This is a genomic window from Burkholderia metallica (genome assembly GCF_902832845.1).
Taxonomy (GTDB): domain Bacteria; phylum Pseudomonadota; class Gammaproteobacteria; order Burkholderiales; family Burkholderiaceae; genus Burkholderia; species Burkholderia metallica.
Genome location: NZ_CADFDB010000010.1, coordinates 96012 through 113503, shown reverse-complemented (window position 1 = coordinate 113503; position 17492 = coordinate 96012). Strand labels below are relative to the sequence as shown.

At 68.4% G+C, this 17492-nt stretch carries 17 protein-coding genes; 9 read left to right on the top strand and 8 right to left on the bottom strand.

Annotated features, from left to right (window positions below):
* Window positions 1–6 precede the first annotated feature (6 nt).
* Both HWX08_RS25495 and HWX08_RS25490 read right to left on the bottom strand, forming a co-directional pair.
* Window positions 7–2085, bottom strand: a complete 2079-nt coding sequence (locus HWX08_RS25495; RefSeq protein WP_107310129.1) for a carbon starvation CstA family protein — start codon at window positions 2083–2085, stop codon at window positions 7–9.
* Between the two features lie 349 nt (window positions 2086–2434).
* Window positions 2435–3925 (bottom strand): alanine/glycine:cation symporter family protein, encoded by a 1491-nt coding sequence (locus HWX08_RS25490; RefSeq protein WP_174920984.1) that lies wholly within the window; start codon window positions 3923–3925, stop codon window positions 2435–2437.
* A 324-nt stretch (window positions 3926–4249) separates the two neighbouring features.
* Between HWX08_RS25490 and dapF the strand changes: the two genes are divergently transcribed.
* The 7 genes from dapF to HWX08_RS25455 all read left to right on the top strand — a co-directional run bounded on the left by dapF (window position 4250) and on the right by HWX08_RS25455 (window position 9708).
* The gene (gene dapF / locus HWX08_RS25485; protein WP_174920985.1) at window positions 4250–5059 is read left to right on the top strand and encodes a diaminopimelate epimerase; all 810 of its coding nucleotides are present in this window, start codon (window positions 4250–4252) and stop codon (window positions 5057–5059) included.
* Window positions 5056–5943, top strand: a complete 888-nt coding sequence (locus tag HWX08_RS25480) for an RNA polymerase sigma-70 factor (RefSeq protein WP_069260970.1) — start codon at window positions 5056–5058, stop codon at window positions 5941–5943. Before dapF ends, HWX08_RS25480 begins: the two co-directional genes overlap by 4 nt.
* Before the next feature lie 203 nt (window positions 5944–6146).
* Complete coding sequence (locus HWX08_RS25475) at window positions 6147–6626, top strand: carboxymuconolactone decarboxylase family protein (RefSeq protein ID WP_069260971.1); 480 nt, start codon at window positions 6147–6149, stop codon at window positions 6624–6626.
* A 64-nt stretch (window positions 6627–6690) separates the two neighbouring features.
* Window positions 6691–7095 carry a cupin domain-containing protein gene (locus HWX08_RS25470; protein WP_069260972.1) on the top strand — a complete coding sequence of 135 codons (405 nt, stop codon included), beginning with the start codon at window positions 6691–6693 and terminating at the stop codon, window positions 7093–7095.
* 109 nt (window positions 7096–7204) lie between these two features.
* Window positions 7205–8209: a LysR family transcriptional regulator gene (locus HWX08_RS25465; RefSeq protein ID WP_069260973.1), complete on the top strand. Its 1005-nt coding sequence runs from the start codon at window positions 7205–7207 to the stop codon at window positions 8207–8209.
* Between the two features lie 202 nt (window positions 8210–8411).
* Window positions 8412–9167, top strand: a complete 756-nt coding sequence (locus tag HWX08_RS25460) for an SDR family oxidoreductase (protein WP_069260974.1) — start codon at window positions 8412–8414, stop codon at window positions 9165–9167.
* A 25-nt stretch (window positions 9168–9192) separates the two neighbouring features.
* Window positions 9193–9708, top strand: coding sequence for an Ohr family peroxiredoxin (locus HWX08_RS25455; RefSeq protein WP_069260975.1), 516 nt, complete (start codon window positions 9193–9195; stop codon window positions 9706–9708).
* Window positions 9709–9775: 67 nt separating this feature from the next.
* Here HWX08_RS25455 and HWX08_RS25450 read toward each other — a convergent pair whose 3' ends face one another.
* The 3 genes from HWX08_RS25450 to HWX08_RS25440 form a co-directional block, all read right to left on the bottom strand.
* On the bottom strand, window positions 9776–10204 hold the full coding sequence (locus HWX08_RS25450; protein WP_069260976.1) for a PRC-barrel domain-containing protein: 429 nt from the start codon (window positions 10202–10204) through the stop codon (window positions 9776–9778).
* A 379-nt stretch (window positions 10205–10583) separates the two neighbouring features.
* Window positions 10584–11708, bottom strand: a complete 1125-nt coding sequence (locus HWX08_RS25445; RefSeq protein WP_107311071.1) for a 3-deoxy-7-phosphoheptulonate synthase — start codon at window positions 11706–11708, stop codon at window positions 10584–10586.
* A gap of 180 nt (window positions 11709–11888) precedes the next feature.
* Window positions 11889–13205: a lipase family protein gene (locus HWX08_RS25440; RefSeq protein WP_069260978.1), complete on the bottom strand. Its 1317-nt coding sequence runs from the start codon at window positions 13203–13205 to the stop codon at window positions 11889–11891.
* Window positions 13206–13374: 169 nt separating this feature from the next.
* Between HWX08_RS25440 and HWX08_RS25435 the strand changes: the two genes are divergently transcribed.
* Window positions 13375–13899: a hypothetical protein gene (locus tag HWX08_RS25435; RefSeq protein ID WP_244122727.1), complete on the top strand. Its 525-nt coding sequence runs from the start codon at window positions 13375–13377 to the stop codon at window positions 13897–13899.
* Window positions 13900–13989: 90 nt separating this feature from the next.
* Here the strand turns inward: HWX08_RS25435 and HWX08_RS25430 are convergent, their stop codons facing one another.
* On the bottom strand, window positions 13990–14697 hold the full coding sequence (locus tag HWX08_RS25430; protein ID WP_174920986.1) for a YceH family protein: 708 nt from the start codon (window positions 14695–14697) through the stop codon (window positions 13990–13992).
* A gap of 399 nt (window positions 14698–15096) precedes the next feature.
* On the opposite strand from HWX08_RS25430, the gene HWX08_RS25425 reads away from it, so the two are divergent.
* On the top strand, window positions 15097–15861 hold the full coding sequence (locus HWX08_RS25425) for an SDR family oxidoreductase (RefSeq protein WP_174920987.1): 765 nt from the start codon (window positions 15097–15099) through the stop codon (window positions 15859–15861).
* A gap of 29 nt (window positions 15862–15890) precedes the next feature.
* Here HWX08_RS25425 and HWX08_RS25420 read toward each other — a convergent pair whose 3' ends face one another.
* Entirely contained in the window at window positions 15891–16598 is a 708-nt protein-coding gene (locus HWX08_RS25420) for an MOSC domain-containing protein (protein ID WP_174920988.1), read from the bottom strand.
* Window positions 16595–17491 (bottom strand): dihydrodipicolinate synthase family protein, encoded by an 897-nt coding sequence (locus HWX08_RS25415; protein WP_174920989.1) that lies wholly within the window; start codon window positions 17489–17491, stop codon window positions 16595–16597. The genes HWX08_RS25420 and HWX08_RS25415 overlap by 4 nt, the downstream gene beginning before the upstream one ends.
* Window position 17492 lies beyond the last annotated feature (1 nt).

Below are 17492 nucleotides of genomic sequence, written 5' to 3'. Positions count from 1 at the left end.
CTCCGGTTATCGGCCGCTGCCGAGCGCCTGCGCGGCCGGCATCGGCTCGTACGGCGTCTCGCGCACGGTCGGCTTCGACTCGCGGCGCGCGCGCAGCACGGCGATCACGCCGTACACCGCGATGCTCACGACGACGAAGATGAACAGCCCGGCCAGCGCCGCATCGATGTAGTCGTTGAAGATGATCCGCTTCATCTGCGCGATCGACTTCGCCGGCGCGAGCACCTTGCCTTCGTCCACTGCGGCCTGCAGCTTCGCGGCGTGCGCGAGGAAGCTGACCTTCGGGTTCGCGTCGAAAATCTTCTGCCAGCCGGCGGTCAGCGTGCAGATCAGCAGCCACGCGGTCGGCACGATCGTCACCCATGCGTAGCGCTCGCGCTTCATCTTGAACAGCACGACGGTGCCGAGCACCAGCGCGATCGCGGCGAGCATCTGGTTCGAGATGCCGAACAGCGGCCACAGCGTGTTGATGCCGCCGAGCGGATCGACCACGCCTTGATACAGGAAGTAGCCCCACGCAGCCACGCACAGCGCGGTGGCGACCAGGTTCGCGGGCAGCGACTCGGTGCGCTTGAGCGCCGGGTGGAACGTGCCGAGCAGGTCCTGCAGCATGAAGCGGCCCGCGCGCGTGCCGGCGTCGACGGCGGTCAGGATGAACAGCGCTTCGAACAGGATCGCGAAGTGATACCAGAACGCCATCATCGCTTCGCCGCCGATCACCTGGTGCAGGATGTGCGCCATGCCGACGGCCAGCGTCGGCGCGCCGCCCGCGCGCGCGATGATCGTCGTTTCGCCGACGGCCTTCGCGGTCTGCGTGAGCATGTCGGGCGTCAGCACGAATCCCCACTGCGTGACGGTATTGGCCACCGCTTCCGGCGTCGAGCCGAGCACGGCGGCCGGCGCGTTCATCGCGAAGTAGATGCCCGGTTCGATCACGCACGCGGCGACCAGCGCCATGATCGCGACGAACGATTCCATCAGCATCGCGCCGTAGCCGATGAAGCGCGCGTTGGTTTCGTTGTCGATCAGCTTCGGCGTCGTGCCCGACGAGATCAGCGCGTGGAAGCCCGACACCGCACCGCATGCGATCGTGATGAACAGGAACGGGAACAGGTTGCCCGACCACACCGGGCCCGTGCCGTCGACGAACTTCGTCAGCGCGGGCATCTTCAGCTCCGGCGCGACGACCAGGATGCCGATCGCGAGGCCGAGGATCGTGCCGATCTTCAGGAACGTCGACAGGTAGTCGCGCGGCGCGAGCAGCAGCCACACCGGCAGCACCGATGCGACGAAGCCGTAGCCGATCAGGATCCACGTGAGCTGCGTGCCGGTGAACGTGAACCACGCGGCGAGCGTCGGCGAATCGTGCACGTGCTGGCCGAACGCGATCGACGCCATCAGCAGCACGAAGCCGATGATCGACACTTCGCCGATGCGGCCCGGGCGGATGTAGCGCGTATAGACGCCCATGAACAGCGCGATCGGAATCGTCGCGGCGACGGTGAACGTGCCCCACGGCGAATTGGTCAGCGCCTTCACGACGATCAGCGCGAGCACCGCGAGGATGATCACCATGATCAGGAACGCGCCGAACAGCGCGATCACGCCGGGCACGGTGCCGAGCTCCATCTTCACGAGGTCGCCGAGCGAGCGGCCGTCGCGGCGCGTCGAGATGAACAGCACGATGAAGTCCTGCACCGCGCCGGCGAACACGACGCCGGCCAGGATCCACAGCATGCCGGGCGTGTAGCCCATCTGCGCGGCGAGCACGGGCCCGACGAGCGGGCCGGCGCCGGCGATCGCGGCGAAGTGATGGCCGAACAGCACGTACTTGTTGGTCGGCACGTAGTCGAGGCCGTCGTTGTACTTGACGGCCGGCGTCATCCGCAGCCCGTCGAGCTGCATGACCTTGCTGGCGATGAAACGGCTGTAGAAGCGATACGCGATCAGATACACGCAGACTGCGGCGATCACGATCCAGAGGGCACTGACGCGCTCGCCGTGTGCGAGTGCGATCGTGCCGAACGCGAACGCGCCGAGCAGCGCGACCGCAATCCAGAGCAGGGTACTGGAAGCCCGATTCATGGCGTCTCCTGGTCTCCAATATGTTTTAGATGGCATGCGGCGAAGGCACCGCACACGCGTGACGTCGATGCGTCGTGCCACGGTCTCGCAAAGGCCGCGGCGATGGGCCGTAGTATTCCGTGCGACGGGGGCAGCTTACAAGCGGACAACTACGTATGCACATCTACGTAGAATTACGTAGATGTGCGCGCAACGTTCGGGGGAAGCGTCGGGAATCGCGCCGGCCTGCCCGGCGCAGCACGATGCAAAACGGCCGGCAACAGAAGTGCCGGCCGCTGGAGTGAACCGCAGGATTCCCGCAATGCGCGCCGCCGTCCTCGCAGACGGCGCACCGCCACGGGAGGCGTTGCTACGACTGCCGCTCGGCCACCACGACCGGCTCTGCCCGGCTGTCGCGCGCGCCGCTGGCCGCCGCCGGCTTCTCCCAGAACGTCGCGTTCGCGATGCCGAGCGCGGCCGGATCGAACGCCGGCTCGCGTCCCGCGCGCTTCTGCGCTTCGTAGTCGCGCAGCGCCTTGAGCGCCGGTTTCTGCAGCAGCAGGATCGCGACGATGTTGAGCCACGCCATCAACCCGACGCCGATGTCGCCCAGCGCCCACGCGACGCTCGCGCTCTTCACCGCACCGTACAGCGTCGCGAGCAGGATCACCGCGCGCAGCACGAACGTGCCGGCGGCGCTGCTGCGCGCGCGGCTCAGGTACGCCACGTTGGTTTCCGCGATGTAGTAGTACGCGAGGATCGTGGTGAACGCGAAGAAGAACAGCGCCATCGCGACGAACGCCGCGCCGAAGCCCGGCAGCACCGACTCGACGGCCATCTGCGTATAACCGGGGCCGGCCTCGATGCCGGCCGCGCCCGAGAACAGCGCGCGGCCGCCCGGCGCGACCACGTTGTACGCGCCGGTGATCAGGATCATGAAGCCCGTCGCCGAGCAGACGAACAGCGTATCGACGTAGACGGAGAACGCCTGCACGAGCCCCTGCTGCGCCGGGTGCGTCACTTCGGCGGCAGCCGACGCGTGCGGGCCGGTGCCCTGCCCCGCTTCGTTCGAATAGACGCCGCGCTTCACGCCCCACTGGATCGCCATGCCGAGCACCGCGCCGAAGCCGGCCTCGAAGCCGAACGCGCTTTCGAACACCAGCTTGACGACACCCGGCAGGCGCTCGATGTCGAGCGCGATCACGACGCACGCGATCAGGATGTAGCCGAGCGCCATGAACGGCACGACGATTTCCGCGACGCGCGCGATCCGCTTCACGCCGCCGAAGATGATGAGCCCAAGCAGCAGCACGAGCACCGCGCCCGTGACGGGCTTCGCGATGCCGAACGAATTCTCGATCGCGGACGAGATCCCGTTCGCCTGCACGCCCGGGAGCAGCAGCCCGCACGCGAGCACGGTGGCAATCGCGAACGCCACCGCATACCAGCGGATGCCGAGCCCCTTCTCGATGTAATACGCGGGGCCGCCGCGATACTGCCCTTCGCGCCGCACCTTGTAGATCTGCGACAGCGTCGATTCGACGAACGCGGTGCTCGCGCCGAGGAACGCGACGAGCCACATCCAGAACATCGCCCCGGGGCCACCGAACGTGATGGCCGTCGCGACGCCCGCGATGTTGCCGGTGCCGACGCGCCCCGACAGCGACATCGCCAGCGCCTGGAACGACGACACGCCCTCCGCCGAAGCCTTGCTGCCGCGCATCAGGCGCAGCATCTCGACGAAATGGCGAACCTGCGCGAAGCGCGTGCGCAGCGAAAAGTACAGCCCCGCGGCAAGGCAGAGAAAGATGAGCGCGGGGCTCCAGATGACACCGTTGAGCGAATCGACGAGTTGTTCCATAGGGTGTTCTATTGAAGGCGAGAATGGCGCGTGGCGGAGAGCCGGATCCGTTACGCGGGCGCGCGGGCGTCACGACTACAGACAGATCCGAATTTAACTTTCATTTATATTACACACCTTACGATATGCTTCGTCATTGGGGTGTCCCCCAAGCGGCGCGTGACGAACCCGGGCGGCGTGGCAACGACGTGATCGGCAAGCGGGCTGCGCGCCGTGCGCCGGGCGCGTCGCATCTCCCGGCGCCGCATGGCCCCGCGCGCGAACGGCATTGATCCCCGGCCGCGCGCACCGTACAGTGTTCGCCTGCCTCCCACCGGAATTGCCATGCCGATCGGATTTCAGAAGATGAACGCGAACGGCGATGACTTCGTCATCGTCGACCTGCGCGGCCAGGATCACGATCGCGCGCACCGCATCGACCGCGCGCTGGTACGGCGCATGGGCGACCGGCGTGGCGGCATCGGCTTCAACCAGCTCGCGGTCGTGTCGGACTGCGACGACGCGGCGGCCCGCGTCGCGTTCTGGAACGCCGACGGCTCGGCGCTCGACACGTGCGGCAGCGCCACGCGCGGCGTCGCGTGGAAGCTGATGCAGGAAACCGGCATGACGTCGCTCGTGCTGCGCACGCCGCGCGGCTATCTCGTGTGTTCGGGCGACACCGACGGCCTGATCACCGTCGGGATGGGCACGCCGCTCACCGGCTGGCGGGACGTGCCGGTCGCCGACGCGCTCGACACGCTCGCGCTGCCGCTGCCCGGCGCGCCGGCCGCGTGCAGCATGGGCAATCCGCATTGCACGTTCTTCGTCGACGATCTGCGCACGATCGATGTCGCGGCGCTCGGCCCGGCCATCGAAACGCATCCGCTGTTTCCGCAGAAAACCAATGTGCATTTCGTCCAGGTCATCGATCGCACGCATATTCGCCTGCGCATCTGGGAGCGCGGCGGCGGCGTGCCGCTCGGCTCCGGATCGTGTGCGTGCGGCGCGGTGGTCAACGGCATCCGGCGCGGGCTGCTCGACGCGGCCGTGCGGGTCGAGTGCGACGGCGGCGACGTCACGGTGCGCTGGGACGGCGCCGGCAGCGCGTTCCTGACCGGGCCCGTGACGTTCGGCTTCAGCGGGGTGTGGCTGTGACGACCGACGACGCACAGACTTTCCGCGCGCTGCGCCCGCGCCTGCAGAAGATCGCGTACCGGATGCTCGGCTCGGTCGCGGACGCCGAAGACATCGTGCAGGACGTGTGGCTCCGCTGGCACGAAGCGGCGCGCGACGGCATCGAGAACAGCGAGGCATGGCTCGTCGCGGTCACGACCCGGACGTCGATCGACCGCCTGCGCGCGGCGAAGATCCGGCGCGAGCACTACACGGGCATCTGGCTGCCCGAGCCCGAGCTCGGCGAATCGCCGGCGACGCCCGAGGAGATGACGGAGCGCGCGAACGACGTCTCGGTCGCGTACCTGCTGCTGCTCGAACGCCTGACGCCGGAAGCGCGCGCCGCGTTCCTGCTGCGCGAAGTGTTCGATGCCGACTACGACGAGATCGCCGACGCGATCGGCAAATCCGAAGCCGCGTGCCGGCAACTCGTCAGCCGCGCGAAGGCCCAGCTGCGCGACGACGACCGGCCGCGCCATGTGGTGCCGCGCGAAACGCACCGGCGACTGCTGCAGACCTTTTCGCACGCGCTCGCGCAAGGCGATTTCCCGTCGATCCAGGCGCTGCTCGCCGAAGACGCGATGCTGATCGGCGACGGCGGCGGCAAGGTCCAGAGTTTCCCGAAACCGATGGTCGGCGGTCGCCGCATTGCACAACTGTTCTACGCGACGTGGCTGCGCTGCGGCGACGGCGTCGAAATGCGCCCGGTCGTGCTGAACGACGAATGGGCGATGCTGCGCTTCATCGCCGGGCAACTCGAATCGGCGATGGCGTTCGAGACGGACGGCGCGCGCATCGTCCGGATTCTCGTGCAGCGCAACCCGGACAAGCTCGCGCGCATCGCAGCCGCGTGCGATGCCGGCTGACGCCTGACGATCGGCGGCCTGAAGCCCGACGCGCGCACCGTGTGCCGCCCGATGCGGCATTGGTGCAGCGCGCGCAACATGATGCGTCCCTTTGCGTGGCTACCGCGCGCCGCCGCGCGCTCCTAAGATGATTTCGCGCGGCGCCCTGCCGCCCCACGACACCCGCCGAGCGCGGGCTCGCCTCTTCGTCGCCAGGAGAAATCATGACGCAACGTCTCAACTACATGCATCAATCGCCGGAGCTGTTCCGGCAGTTCCTCGAACTCAGCAACCTGCTGCGCACCAGCGCGATCGAGGAATCGATCCGCGATCTCGTGTCCGCGCGCGCGTCGCAGATCAACGGCTGCGCATTCTGCCTCGACATGCACGTGAAGGAGGCGCGCCTGCACGGCGAGCGCGAGTTGCGCCTGCACCATCTCGCGGCGTGGCGCGAGTCGACGCTGTTCTCGCCGCGCGAGCGGGCCGCGCTCGCGTGGACCGAAGTGCTGACGAAACTGCCCGAGCACGGCGTGCCGGACGACATCTACGATCGCGTACGCGGCCAGTTCTCCGAAAAGGAATTGTCGGATCTGACGTTCGAAGTGATGGCGATCAACGGCTGGAACCGCGCGAACGTCGCGTTCCGCACCGTGCCGGGTTCGGCCGACAAGGTCTACGGTCTCGACAAGGCGAACCTCGCCTGACGCGCCGGCAGCCGCCCTCCATCGCCGCCTGCTGCCCGCCGGCCGCCTCACTGGAATCCATCCGATGATTCGCTTCAAACCTGTCGTCGCGGCCGCGCTCGTCGCCGCGGCCGCCCACGCCGGCGCCGTCCACGCGGCGCCTTCCGCCATCGTCACGCCGCTGATGACGAAGCCGCTCGACGCGTACCCGGGCAAGGAAGCCGAGATGATCTCGGTCGAATACCCGCCCGGCGCGGTCGACCCCGTCCATCGTCACCACGCCGACGCGTTCGTCTATGTCGTGGAGGGCTCGATCGTGATGCAGGTGAAGGGCGGCGAGCCCGTCACGCTGAAGCCGGGCCAGACCTTCTACGAAGGCCCGGACGACCTGCACACGGTCGGACGCAACGCGAGCAGCACGAAACCCGCGAAGTTCATCGTGCTGCTGTTGAAGGACAAGGGAGCGCCCGTGTTCGTGCCGGAAAAATAACCGGCCTGCACCCCGCCGCGTCCCGTTTTTTTAAAAATGCGGCGGACGGTGTCACAGGCAGTAGCGCTGAAACGTCTAGTCGCATATGGACACCACGAATCCAGCGCCCATGTCAGACACTTCCATTCGCCGCCCCGATGCCGACGATCCATTTGCGCGCGGCTTCTCGACCTGCTACGCAGGTGTGGTCACCTTCCTGGCCGTCGTCACCGAGGGCAGCTTCGCCCGCGCGGCCGATCGCCTCGGCGTCGGCCGCTCGTCGGTCAGCCGCCACGTGCAACGGCTCGAGGACCGGCTCGACGCGCGCCTGTTCCAGCGCACGACGCGCAGCATGTCGCTGACGCGCGAAGGCGAGCTCTTCTACGAAAACTGCCGGCCGGGCATCGAACATCTGGCGCAGGCGCTCGAGGACATGCGCGAGCTGCGCAGCGGCCCGCCGAGCGGCCATCTGCGGATCGGCTCGACGCCCGGCTTCGGCCGCAAGATCATCGCGCCGCTGCTGCGCGATTTCCACGCGCAGTATCCGGACATCACGCTGGAGCTGCTGCTGAACGACCGGCCGGCCGATTTCTCCGCCGACCGCATCGACGTCGCGTTTCGCGACGGCCGCATGGAGGACAGCGCGATCGTCGCGCGCCGATTGATTCCAATGCAGATGATCGTCTGCGCGTCGCCGTCGTACGCGCACCGGTACGGCCTGCCGCGTCACGTGGACGAGCTGGCGCAGCACCGCTGCATCAACCTGCGCACGGCGTCGGGCCGCGTGACCGAATGGGAATTCAAGGTCGACGGGCTCGCGCAGCAGCGCCAGCTCGCCGCACATCACACGTTCAACGACATGGACCTGGTCGTGCGCGCCGCGCTCGACGGGCTCGGCATCGCGCAACTGCCCGCGTACCAGGTGTGCGACCTGCTTGCCGACGGGCAACTGGTGAGCTGCCTCGGCCAGCACGCACCGGACGACGGCGGACACTATCTGTGCTACCTGAGCCGCAAGCATCTGCCGACGCGCATCCGCGTGTTCATCGACTACATGATCGACCAGACGCGGGCGCGCGACCTGCTGTGCCTGACGACGATGACGTCGATGGCGCCGCTGGAGGCAGTCGATTGATGCATTCGATGCAACATCATGAGGGCCTGCGGGGCCCTTCCGGGTTACGTGGCGCGTGCCTACGATACGGGCGGGTCGACGGCGCGCTCATCGTCGCGCGCGCCCTTCGGCAACGTGCCGGCAGCGTCGCGCCAGCGCGGCGCGTGCCGGCTTCGACAGATTCAGGGGGCGCGCTAATCGCGCCCCTACAAGGAGAACATTCGTGAAAATCGTCGTGATAGGTGGTACCGGCCTCATCGGCAGCAAAGTCGTCAGGAACCTGATCGCGCGCGGTCACGAAGCCGTTGCGGCGGCGCCGTCGACCGGCGTCGACACGATCACCGGCGCGGGGCTGGCCGACGCGCTCGCGGGCGCGGACGTCGTGGTCGATCTCGCGAACTCGCCGTCGTTCGAGGAAGCGGCCGTGAAGGCCTTCTTCGAGACGTCGGGACGCAACCTGTTCGCCGCGGAGCGTGCGGCCGGCGTGCGCCATCACGTCGCGCTGTCGGTGGTCGGCACCGACCGCCTGCAGCAAAGCGCGTATTTCCGCGGCAAGCTCATCCAGGAAGACCTGATCCGCGCGGCGGGCGTGCCGTACACGATCGTGCGCTCGACGCAGTTCTTCGAATTCGTCGGTGCGATCGCGCAGGCGAGCACCGAAGGCGACACCACGCGCCAGACCACCGCGTTCTTCCAGCCGATCGCGTCGGACGACGTCGCTGCCGCCGTCACCGATGTCGCACTCGCCGCGCCGCGCAACGGCATCGCCGAAATCGGCGGCCCCGATCGTGTGCGGATCGCCGATCTGGTCGAACATTTCCTGCAGGTCACGCACGATCCGCGCACGGTGGTCAAGGACGCGGATGCCGATTACTTCGGCGCGATGCTGCAGGACGACACGCTCGTGCCCGGGCCGGGCGCCCGCCTCGGCACGACGACGTTCGACGCGTGGTTTCGCAACAGCCAGCCCGCGCGCTGAGCCGCCCAGCAGGATCCCGTACGCCATGACGCCGCTTCGCCCGCCGCCGCTCTCGCTGCTCGACCCTTATCGCGGACGGGAGCCGCGCACGCTCTATTCGACGACGGTGACCGTCACGGGCGGCGCGGCGGAGCACGGCCGCGCGTCGGGCGTCGCGCGTTCCGACGACGGCCGCCTCGATGTGGCGCTGCGCCTGCCGCGCGCGCTCGGCGGCCCGGGCGACGGCCCGAACCCGGAACAGTTGTTTGCCGCGAGCTATGCGGCGTGCTTTCACGGCGCGCTGAGCCTGCTCGCCGCGCGAGCCGGCGTGTCGATCGACGGCGCGTCGGTCAGCGCGTCGGTCGACTTCTGCCGCGATCCGGTGGACGGGCTGTTCATGCTGAGCGCGAACATTCGCGTGCGGCTGCCGGGCGTCGAGCGCACGGTGGCGGAAGAACTCGTCCGCCATACGGAGCGCTTCAGCCCTTACACGAAGATGGCGCACGAAGGCATCAGCCACGTCGTGGCGCTCGCGCCGCCGGACGAGACGTCGAGCGGTTGAACGCAGACGGCGCGGCCCGGCGCGTGATGCGCCGGGCCGCGCCGGCCGATGGGTGCTACGCGCCTGCTCAGTGCTTGTCGTCGAGCTTCTTCGGCTTCGGCGGCGACGGCACCTTCGCGTACTGGAACGCGGGCGTCGCCTTCAGCGCGTCCTTCGTCGCGCCCGGCAGGTAGATGTTGCCGTTGCGCACGTCGAGCGACGCGATCGGCACCGCGACGTCGTGCGCGGCCACGCCGAGGAAGCCGCCGGCCGACACGATCGCCGCCGACACCGAGCCGTCCGGCGCGACGATCAGGTCGCGCACGGTGCCGACCTTCTGGTTCTCGTCGTTGTACACGGACTTGCCGAGCACGCTCTTCTTCACGCTCCAGCCTTCGAGCAGCGCCTGCGATTGCTCGACGGTCACGCTGATCGGCTGCGCACCGGCGATCTGCGCGTGCGCGCTGACGCTCGATGCGAGGATGGTTGCTGCGAGGAGGGTCTTGTGGAACGTCATGGTGTTGCACTCCGGTTCGGTTGTTGTGGATTCCGCGAGCGAAGCGACGCATGCATCGCGCTTCGCCCGCGGACCGGCGGCCGGCCGCGCCGCCGATGAGTGCACGCGCAGCGGCCTGCCGCGCGATACCACGCCATGGTAGCCGCACCGGCCCCAGCCGGCCAGCGGCGATCGGACGCAGCGACGACCGGCCGGCCTGTCGGCATGTGGGCCTTCCGCTCGTGGCGAACCCGCCCGTCAGACGGCGATCTCGTCCAGATCGTTCGCAATGGTCAGCGTGCCGGAATAATCCCGGCTGACTTCGTCGCGAAGCCGCTCGATCATTGCGACATCGTTGCGGGGCCGGTGATGCGTCGTCGGCAGCCCATCGCACCACGCGTCACGCGTTGCGCGCGCGCCGTTGCCGCACGGCGTCGGCCAGCACGTCGAGCACGGGTTCCGTCTGCGCCCAGCTCAGGCACGCATCGGTGATCGATACGCCGTACTTCAGCGGCACGCCCGGCTTCAGGTCCTGACGTCCGGCCTCGAGATGGCTCTCCACCATCACGCCGACGATCCGTTGCTCGCCCTGCGACAGTTGCCGCGCGAGATCCTGCGCGACGTCGACCTGACGATCGTGCGACTTGTTCGAGTTCGCGTGCGAGCAGTCGACCATCACCTGCTCGCGCAGCCCGGCCTTGCGCAGCACCGCGCAGCTCGCCTCGACGTGTTCGGCGTCGTAGTTCGGGCCGTTCTTGCCGCCGCGCAGGATCACGTGCGCGTCGTCGTTGCCGCGTGTCTCGAAGATCGCGGCCATCCCCATCTTCGTCATCCCCATGAACGCATGGCTCGCGGCCGCGGCGACGATCGCATCGGATGCGACCTGTACGCCGCCGTCGGTGCCGTTCTTGAAGCCGATCGGGCAGCTCAGGCCCGACGCGAGCTGGCGATGGCTCTGGCTCTCGGTCGTGCGCGCGCCGATCGCGCCCCACGCGATCAGGTCGGCGATGTACTGCGGGCTCAGCAGGTCGAGAAATTCGGTCGACGCCGGCAGGCCCAGCGCGTTGATGTCGAGCAGCAGTTGCCGCGCGGCGCGCAGCCCTTCGTTGATGCGGAAACTTCCGTCGAGGCGCGGATCGTTGATGTAGCCCTTCCAGCCGACCGTCGTGCGCGGCTTCTCGAAGTACACGCGCATCGTGATCAGCAGGTCGTCCTTCAGCGCATCGGCGGTCGCCTTCAGGCGGCGCGCGTAGTCGAGCGCCTGGTCGTGATCGTGGATCGAGCACGGGCCGACGACGAGCAGCAGCCGGTCGTCGCGGCCGTGCAGGATGTCGCCGATCGCGCGGCGCGTGTCCTCGACGAGCGTCTGCGTGGCGGCCGGCACCGGCAGTTCGTCCAGCAGCAGCGCCGGCGAAATCAGCGGACGCACCGCGCCGATGCGGACGTCGTCGATGCGCGTGGTGTCCTGCGTCGCGTCGGCGCTGCCTACCTCGCGATCGTGGGAAGGATTGTCGAGGTTCTGCATGGTGATTCTCCGGGGGACTTTTGGAATGACGGGCAGGCTCGATTATGGCACTCGGGCGGGACGGGGGCGGCGGGAGAGCGGGAGCGGTGAAGGCCGCGCTCGTGCGTTCGCGGTCGATCCCGGAACGAAAAAAGGCGACCCGTGACGGGTCGCCCGGCCCTGCGCGGCGTTGCGGCGCGGCTAGTGCAGCGTCTCGGGCGCCAGCGAATTGCTCGGCAGCAGCGACGTGAGCCAGCAATTGCTCGGCGCGGCTTTCCCGTTGAAGCGGTCGTAGAGCCACGGCAACATGCCGGCCACCCACGGCACGATCGCGCCCGCATGCTCGAGCGGATACTCGTTGTACGTGACCGGCGTGCCGCTCGCGCAGAACTTCTGCGCGAGCGCGCGCACGTCGTACGCGAGCATCACGCCGTCGCCCACCTGGCTGCCGAAGGTGCCGTCGAGCGCGCCGGCCGTGCCCTGGCCGATGAACATCGGGATCGTCGGCGACGGGGCCAGCCCGGCATTCACCTTGTTCGCGTACGTCACGTACACCGGAATGCTGTTGATGTCGTTCGCGTACTGCGGCTTGAACAGCGTGCCCCAATGCAGCCCCGTGTACTTCGGCAGGATGTACGCGAGCGACTGGCTCTGGATGTCCTTGAACACGGCCATGCCGGTATCGCTGAGATACGGCGTCAGGTCGAAGCCGTAGCCGCGCGACAGGCCGGCCAGCGCGGCCGCGGCCACGCCGCCCCACACGATGCTGCCGTCGACGTAGCGCAGGTTGTGCGCGGGATCGACCAGCACGCCGCCTTCCGCCGCGCCGACGAGCTGCCGGTTGATCTCGGGCGCATAGCTCGGCGCGAGCTGCGCGGCCCAGTTTGTCGCGATCGCGCCGCCGGAATAGCCGATCATCGCGACCTTGCTCGACGGATTGAGGCCGGTCGACGGCGTGTTGAGCGCCGCGCGGATCGAATCGAGCGTGGTCATCCCGTACTCGGGGCCGGCCGCGAAGTCGGACGTCTGGCCTTCCGTATCGGGCACGATCACGTTGTAGCCGAGCAGCAGCAGCGTCGACAGCGGAATCGATTCCGCGCTGTAGAGCAACGTGCCGACGTTGATGACCTTCGTGACGTCGCGGTCGCCGGCGATCACCTGCGACGGCTCGTCGTACGGGTTCAGCGAATCGTAGGCCGACTGGTACGAGATCGCGCGGCCGTTGCTGACCTGGCTCCGGATCACCGACGTCACGTTGACGACCGGCTGGTTCAGCGCGTTATTGGTGCGATACAGCAACTGCTGCGCGGTCAGCGCGGTCGGGATGCCGGCCACGTGATAGGTGACGTTGCGCGTCTTGAGCACGGTGCCCGGTGGAATCGATGCCAGCGGCGTGGTGCCGGTGTACGTGTAGAACGGGTCGGACACGGTCGGCGCGGCGGCAGTGGCCGGCGGCGCGGCGACGGCCAGCGCGGCGGAAACGGCCGCCGCGGCCATCATGAAACGTCTGGAGGACATGGTGGGAGCCCCTGGGATAACCTGCTTTCATCGAAGGAAGTTCGGCGGTGTTGCAGACCATCGCGTGTGGCGCTTCAAAACCGTTTCAAAGCCATCGACTGTCTCCTGTGAATGAATGATCCGGCCTGTTCTGAATCCGTAATTTTAGTAGGAGTACAAACCAGATTCATTGAAGCACAACGAACCCGCCCTCGATGGGTGTTTTCCGCTGTTTGAAGGTAAACGCCTAAATCCGATGCCGCGCGAGGCGGGGTGTTGGCCGCGCCGGGCGCCGCCTGTCGCGACCGATTGTTCGCCGCCCAACCGACACGCCGCGATGACCGTCTCCGATCTGCTGCGCGGCACGTATCTCGACTGGAATCGCGTGATCGACGCGACTACGGCAGGCAAGGATGGCGATCCGGAAACGAGCCCCGCACTGGTGAGCTTCATCACGCGGCTGCGTGACAAGGCCGAATCCGTCGCTCACCCGACGGATGGCGACGGCGATTCGATCGCATGCGCCGACGTATTCCCGCAGTATCTGGCGTTCGAGTTCGATGTGCCCGGCAAGCTGTCGTTCAGCGTCTCCGGCATCGGGCACGCGATGGGCGCGCGTCTCGGGCCGCAGCTCGATGCGTCGTTTGAGGCGCTCGCGCCGGTTCTGAAGCCGGGCGGTTCGCGCTACCTGGTACCGGGGGTCAAGCTGAAGTAACGCGGCGGTGCGTGCGGTATCCGCATCGCGCGCCGGCCAGCCCGCGTGGTGGCGGGGCCGGACAATGCACACGCACCGCAGCCGCTTATGTCAGGACGCGTCGCCTGGCGCGTCGACGTCGATGCCCAGCTCGCCGGCCATCCGCAGAACCAGCGCATTCAGCCGCGCCACTTCATCGGCGAGACGCTTTTGTTCGGCCTTCAGCGCTTCGAATTCGGAAGGCGGCACGGAATCCGCGCCGCCGGCATCGGCGCTCGCGAAGTCGGCCATGTTCACTTCGCCGCACATCAGGTGCATCCAGCGGTTCTCGCGCGCCCCCGGCGCACGCGGCAACCGGACGACGAGCGGCTGCGCGCGCGCCGCGAGTTCGTCGAGGAATGCCTCGACCGACGAGATATCCGCGAAACCGTGCAGGCGCGCGCTGTTCAGGCGCAGCTCGGCCGCCGTCTGCGGGCCGCGCAGCAGCAGGATCGTCAGCAGCGCGATCGCCTGGCTCGGGATGCCGAGCACGCGGTTCATGTTGTGCTCGAAACGCGGCACGCGGCTGCTGCTGCCTTCCATCACGAGGCTCAGGTGCTTCAACCCGTCGAGCGCGGTCGTGACTTCATCCTCGCTGACGTTCATCACCGGCGAACGCGCGGTTTTCTGGTTGCAGCCCGCGGTCAGCGCATTCAGCGACAGCGGATAGGTGTCCGGCACCGTGTGCTGTTTCTCGACGAGCACGCCGAGAATGCGGGCCTCGAGGGGCGTGAGTTCGCGAAGGGCGCGAGGCGTGGGCGTATCCGGCGTGGTGGTCATGAGTGGCGTCGCAGCGTGCAGCAGGTGAAGGGAAACGGTCGCGGCCCGCGCGGCATCGCGCACGGGCGAGCCATATGATAGCTTGCGTCACGCGGCCCGGCGCTGCCTGTCGCGCCGACGCGCGTATTGGCCGCAGCCGGCTTTCGTCCAAGGTATCGGCAGGTCCGTGCCGCACGGCAATGCGTGCCGCCACGCCGCGACTGCCGGCACCTTACGCATGGCGGCGTTTGCGCGACGCGCAGGCGGGCGCTACGATATCCGTTACCCCGACGTCCGCGGCGCCGCGCGACCGCCCTCACACCGCACCACGCATCGCCCATTCCGCACGCGATGCCGCCACGCAGGCGCACCGCGCGTCGACACCGCTCATCCGTTCACCCTTTCGACCCGTTCACCGCCATGACCGCATCCTCTTCCGCACCGCACGTGCGCGCCATCGTCACCGGACACACGCGCGGCCTCGGCGCGTCGCTCGCCGAACAACTGCTGCTGGAAGGCGTCGCCGTGCTCGGCGTGTCGCGCAGCCGTCACCCGTCGCTCGCGTCGCAGGCCGGTGACCGCTTCGCCGAAATCGAACTCGACCTGTCGGACCCGCCGGCCGTCGCGGCCTGGCTGGCCGGCGATACGCTGCGCCGCTTCGTCGACGGCGCGTCGATCGTGCTGCTGTTCAACAACGCGGGTATCGTCGACCCGATCGGCCCCCTCGCCGCGCAGGATCCGTCGATCGTCGCGCGCGCGGTCGGCGTGAACGTCGCGGCGCCGCTGATGCTGTCGGCCGCGCTCGTGCAGTCAGCATCGGCCACGACCGAATGCCGGATCCTGCACGTGTCGAGCGGCGCGGCGCGCAACGCGTATTCGGGCTGGAGCGTGTACTGCGCGACCAAGGCCGCGCTCGATCACCATGCGCGCGCGGTCGCGCTCGATGCGAACGGCGCGCTGCGGATCTGCAGCGTCGCGCCGGGCGTCGTCGACACCGGCATGCAGGCGACGATCCGCTCGACCAGCGAAGACAACTTCCCGATGCGCGAGAAATTCGACCAGTTGAAGTCGAGCGGCGCGCTCGCGACGCCCGAAGCCGCCGCGCGACACCTGATCGGCTATGCGCTGAGCGACGCGTTCGGCTCGGTGCCGACCGCCGACGTGCGGGAGTTGCCGGGCCACTGAGTCGCCCGGCCGCGTGGCCACGCCACCCGTCAACGCCCGTCGAGCCGCTTCGTCCAGTCTTCGACCTGCCGCTCCATGCGGCGCTTGTCGAGCATCTTGCGCCACCCGGGCGGCAGGACCGGCAGGTCGCACAGCGCATCGAGCGCGGCCATGTCGAGCGTGCGCCGGTACAGCACGTCGAGCACGGTCGACAGCGGCCATTGCGGACAGCAACGCTCGTGCAGCGCCAGCACGTCGCCCGGCGCGACCCACCCCTCCTGCAGCACGCGGTAATACCAGCCGGTCCGGCCGCTTTGCTGCACGAGCGCGGCCATCCGCGGATGCTCGAAACGCGCATTCAGCTTCCAGCACGGCTGCCGCGACTGCGACACCTGAAGCACCGCGCCACCCAGCGTGAACACGTCGCCGAGACATACGTCGTCTTCGGTCATCCCGTGCGTCGACAGGTTCTCGCCGAACGCGCCCGGTTGCGTGAGCACGTCGCGCGCGCCGATCTGCGCGGCCCACCACGCATAGTGATCGTGCGCATAGTGGTGGACCGCCTTGTCGGGGCCGCCGTGATGCCGCGCATCGGCCTGCTCGTCGCCGGCCAAGCCGTGCGTGCCCAGCCACAGACGCGCGCCGACCGGCTGCTTGTCGATCGCGCTCGCGTGCGGCGTGCCGGCCAGCGGCCTGCACTTGCCGACCCGCACCGCGCCGATGACGGCCGAGATTGCCGCGCGTGCCGGATCGCTCATGTCGTCACACCGTCGGGCAGCGCCGCGAGCAGGCGTTCGAGTTCACGCGTGCGCGCGTCGCCGAGCGGCATCAGCGGCTTCCTCGGTTCGCCGGCATCGAAGCCGCGCAAACGCAGCCCGGCCTTCACGGTCACCGGCAGCCCGCCGCTGACGATGAACTGCAGCAGCGGCAGTTGCGCATGAAAGACCGACCTCGCACGCGCGAGGTCGCCCGCACGCATCGCGTCGAACAGCGCAAGCGGCAACGCCGCGTTCAGGTTCGGCGCGGCCGTGCACCATCCGGTGGCGCCTGCCGCGAGCGCGGCGAGCGCCATCGGGTTGCTGCCGTTGTAGAACGGGATCGCGCCGTCGCTCAACTGCGCGAGCCGGTGCATCCGGCCGATGTCGCCGGTGCTCTCCTTCACCATCGTCACGTTGTCGACGCTCCGGCAGATCGCGGCGATCAGCTCAGGCGACATGTCGACGCCGCTCGTCGCCGGGTTGTTGTACAGCATGATCGGGATGCCGATGGCGTCGCCGATCGCGCGATAGTGCGCAACGATTTCGTCGTTGCCGAGCTTCCAGTACGACACCGGCAGCACCATCACCGCATCGGCGCCGGCCTGTTCGGCGAAGCGGGCGCGGCGCACCGCGCCCGCCGTGGTGAGATCGGAAATGCCGACGACGGTCGGCACGCGCCGGCGCACCGCGCGAATCGACGCGGCGGCGACCGCCTCCCATTCGGCGTCGGACAGGTACGCGCTCTCGCCGGTACTGCCCAGCGGCGCGATCGCATGGACGCCGTCGGCAAGCAGGCGCTCGATCAGCGCATCGAGCGTTTTCAGGTCGACGCTACCGTCGACGGAAAACGGCGTAACGGGGTAGGCAATGATGCCTTTCAGCAGGATGGACACG

Bases quoted from the DNA above. Each gene is read 5' to 3' on its own strand.
- HWX08_RS25430 (WP_174920986.1), bottom strand. From the start codon at position 14,697: ATGACCACCACGCCGGATACGCCCACGCCTCGCGCCCTTCGCGAACTC.
- HWX08_RS25445 (WP_107311071.1), bottom strand. From the start codon at position 11,708: ATGCAGAACCTCGACAATCCTTCCCACGATCGCGAGGTAGGCAGCGCC.
- HWX08_RS25475 (WP_069260971.1), top strand. From the start codon at position 6,147: ATGACGCAACGTCTCAACTACATGCATCAATCGCCGGAGCTGTTCCGG.
- dapF (WP_174920985.1), top strand. From the start codon at position 4,250: ATGCCGATCGGATTTCAGAAGATGAACGCGAACGGCGATGACTTCGTC.
- HWX08_RS25490 (WP_174920984.1), bottom strand. From the start codon at position 3,925: ATGGAACAACTCGTCGATTCGCTCAACGGTGTCATCTGGAGCCCCGCG.
- HWX08_RS25495 (WP_107310129.1), bottom strand. From the start codon at position 2,085: ATGAATCGGGCTTCCAGTACCCTGCTCTGGATTGCGGTCGCGCTGCTC.
- HWX08_RS25470 (WP_069260972.1), top strand. From the start codon at position 6,691: ATGATTCGCTTCAAACCTGTCGTCGCGGCCGCGCTCGTCGCCGCGGCC.
- HWX08_RS25420 (WP_174920988.1), bottom strand. From the start codon at position 16,598: ATGAGCGATCCGGCACGCGCGGCAATCTCGGCCGTCATCGGCGCGGTG.
- HWX08_RS25455 (WP_069260975.1), top strand. From the start codon at position 9,193: ATGACGCCGCTTCGCCCGCCGCCGCTCTCGCTGCTCGACCCTTATCGC.
- HWX08_RS25440 (WP_069260978.1), bottom strand. From the start codon at position 13,205: ATGTCCTCCAGACGTTTCATGATGGCCGCGGCGGCCGTTTCCGCCGCG.
- HWX08_RS25465 (WP_069260973.1), top strand. From the start codon at position 7,205: ATGTCAGACACTTCCATTCGCCGCCCCGATGCCGACGATCCATTTGCG.
- HWX08_RS25425 (WP_174920987.1), top strand. From the start codon at position 15,097: ATGACCGCATCCTCTTCCGCACCGCACGTGCGCGCCATCGTCACCGGA.
- HWX08_RS25450 (WP_069260976.1), bottom strand. From the start codon at position 10,204: ATGACGTTCCACAAGACCCTCCTCGCAGCAACCATCCTCGCATCGAGC.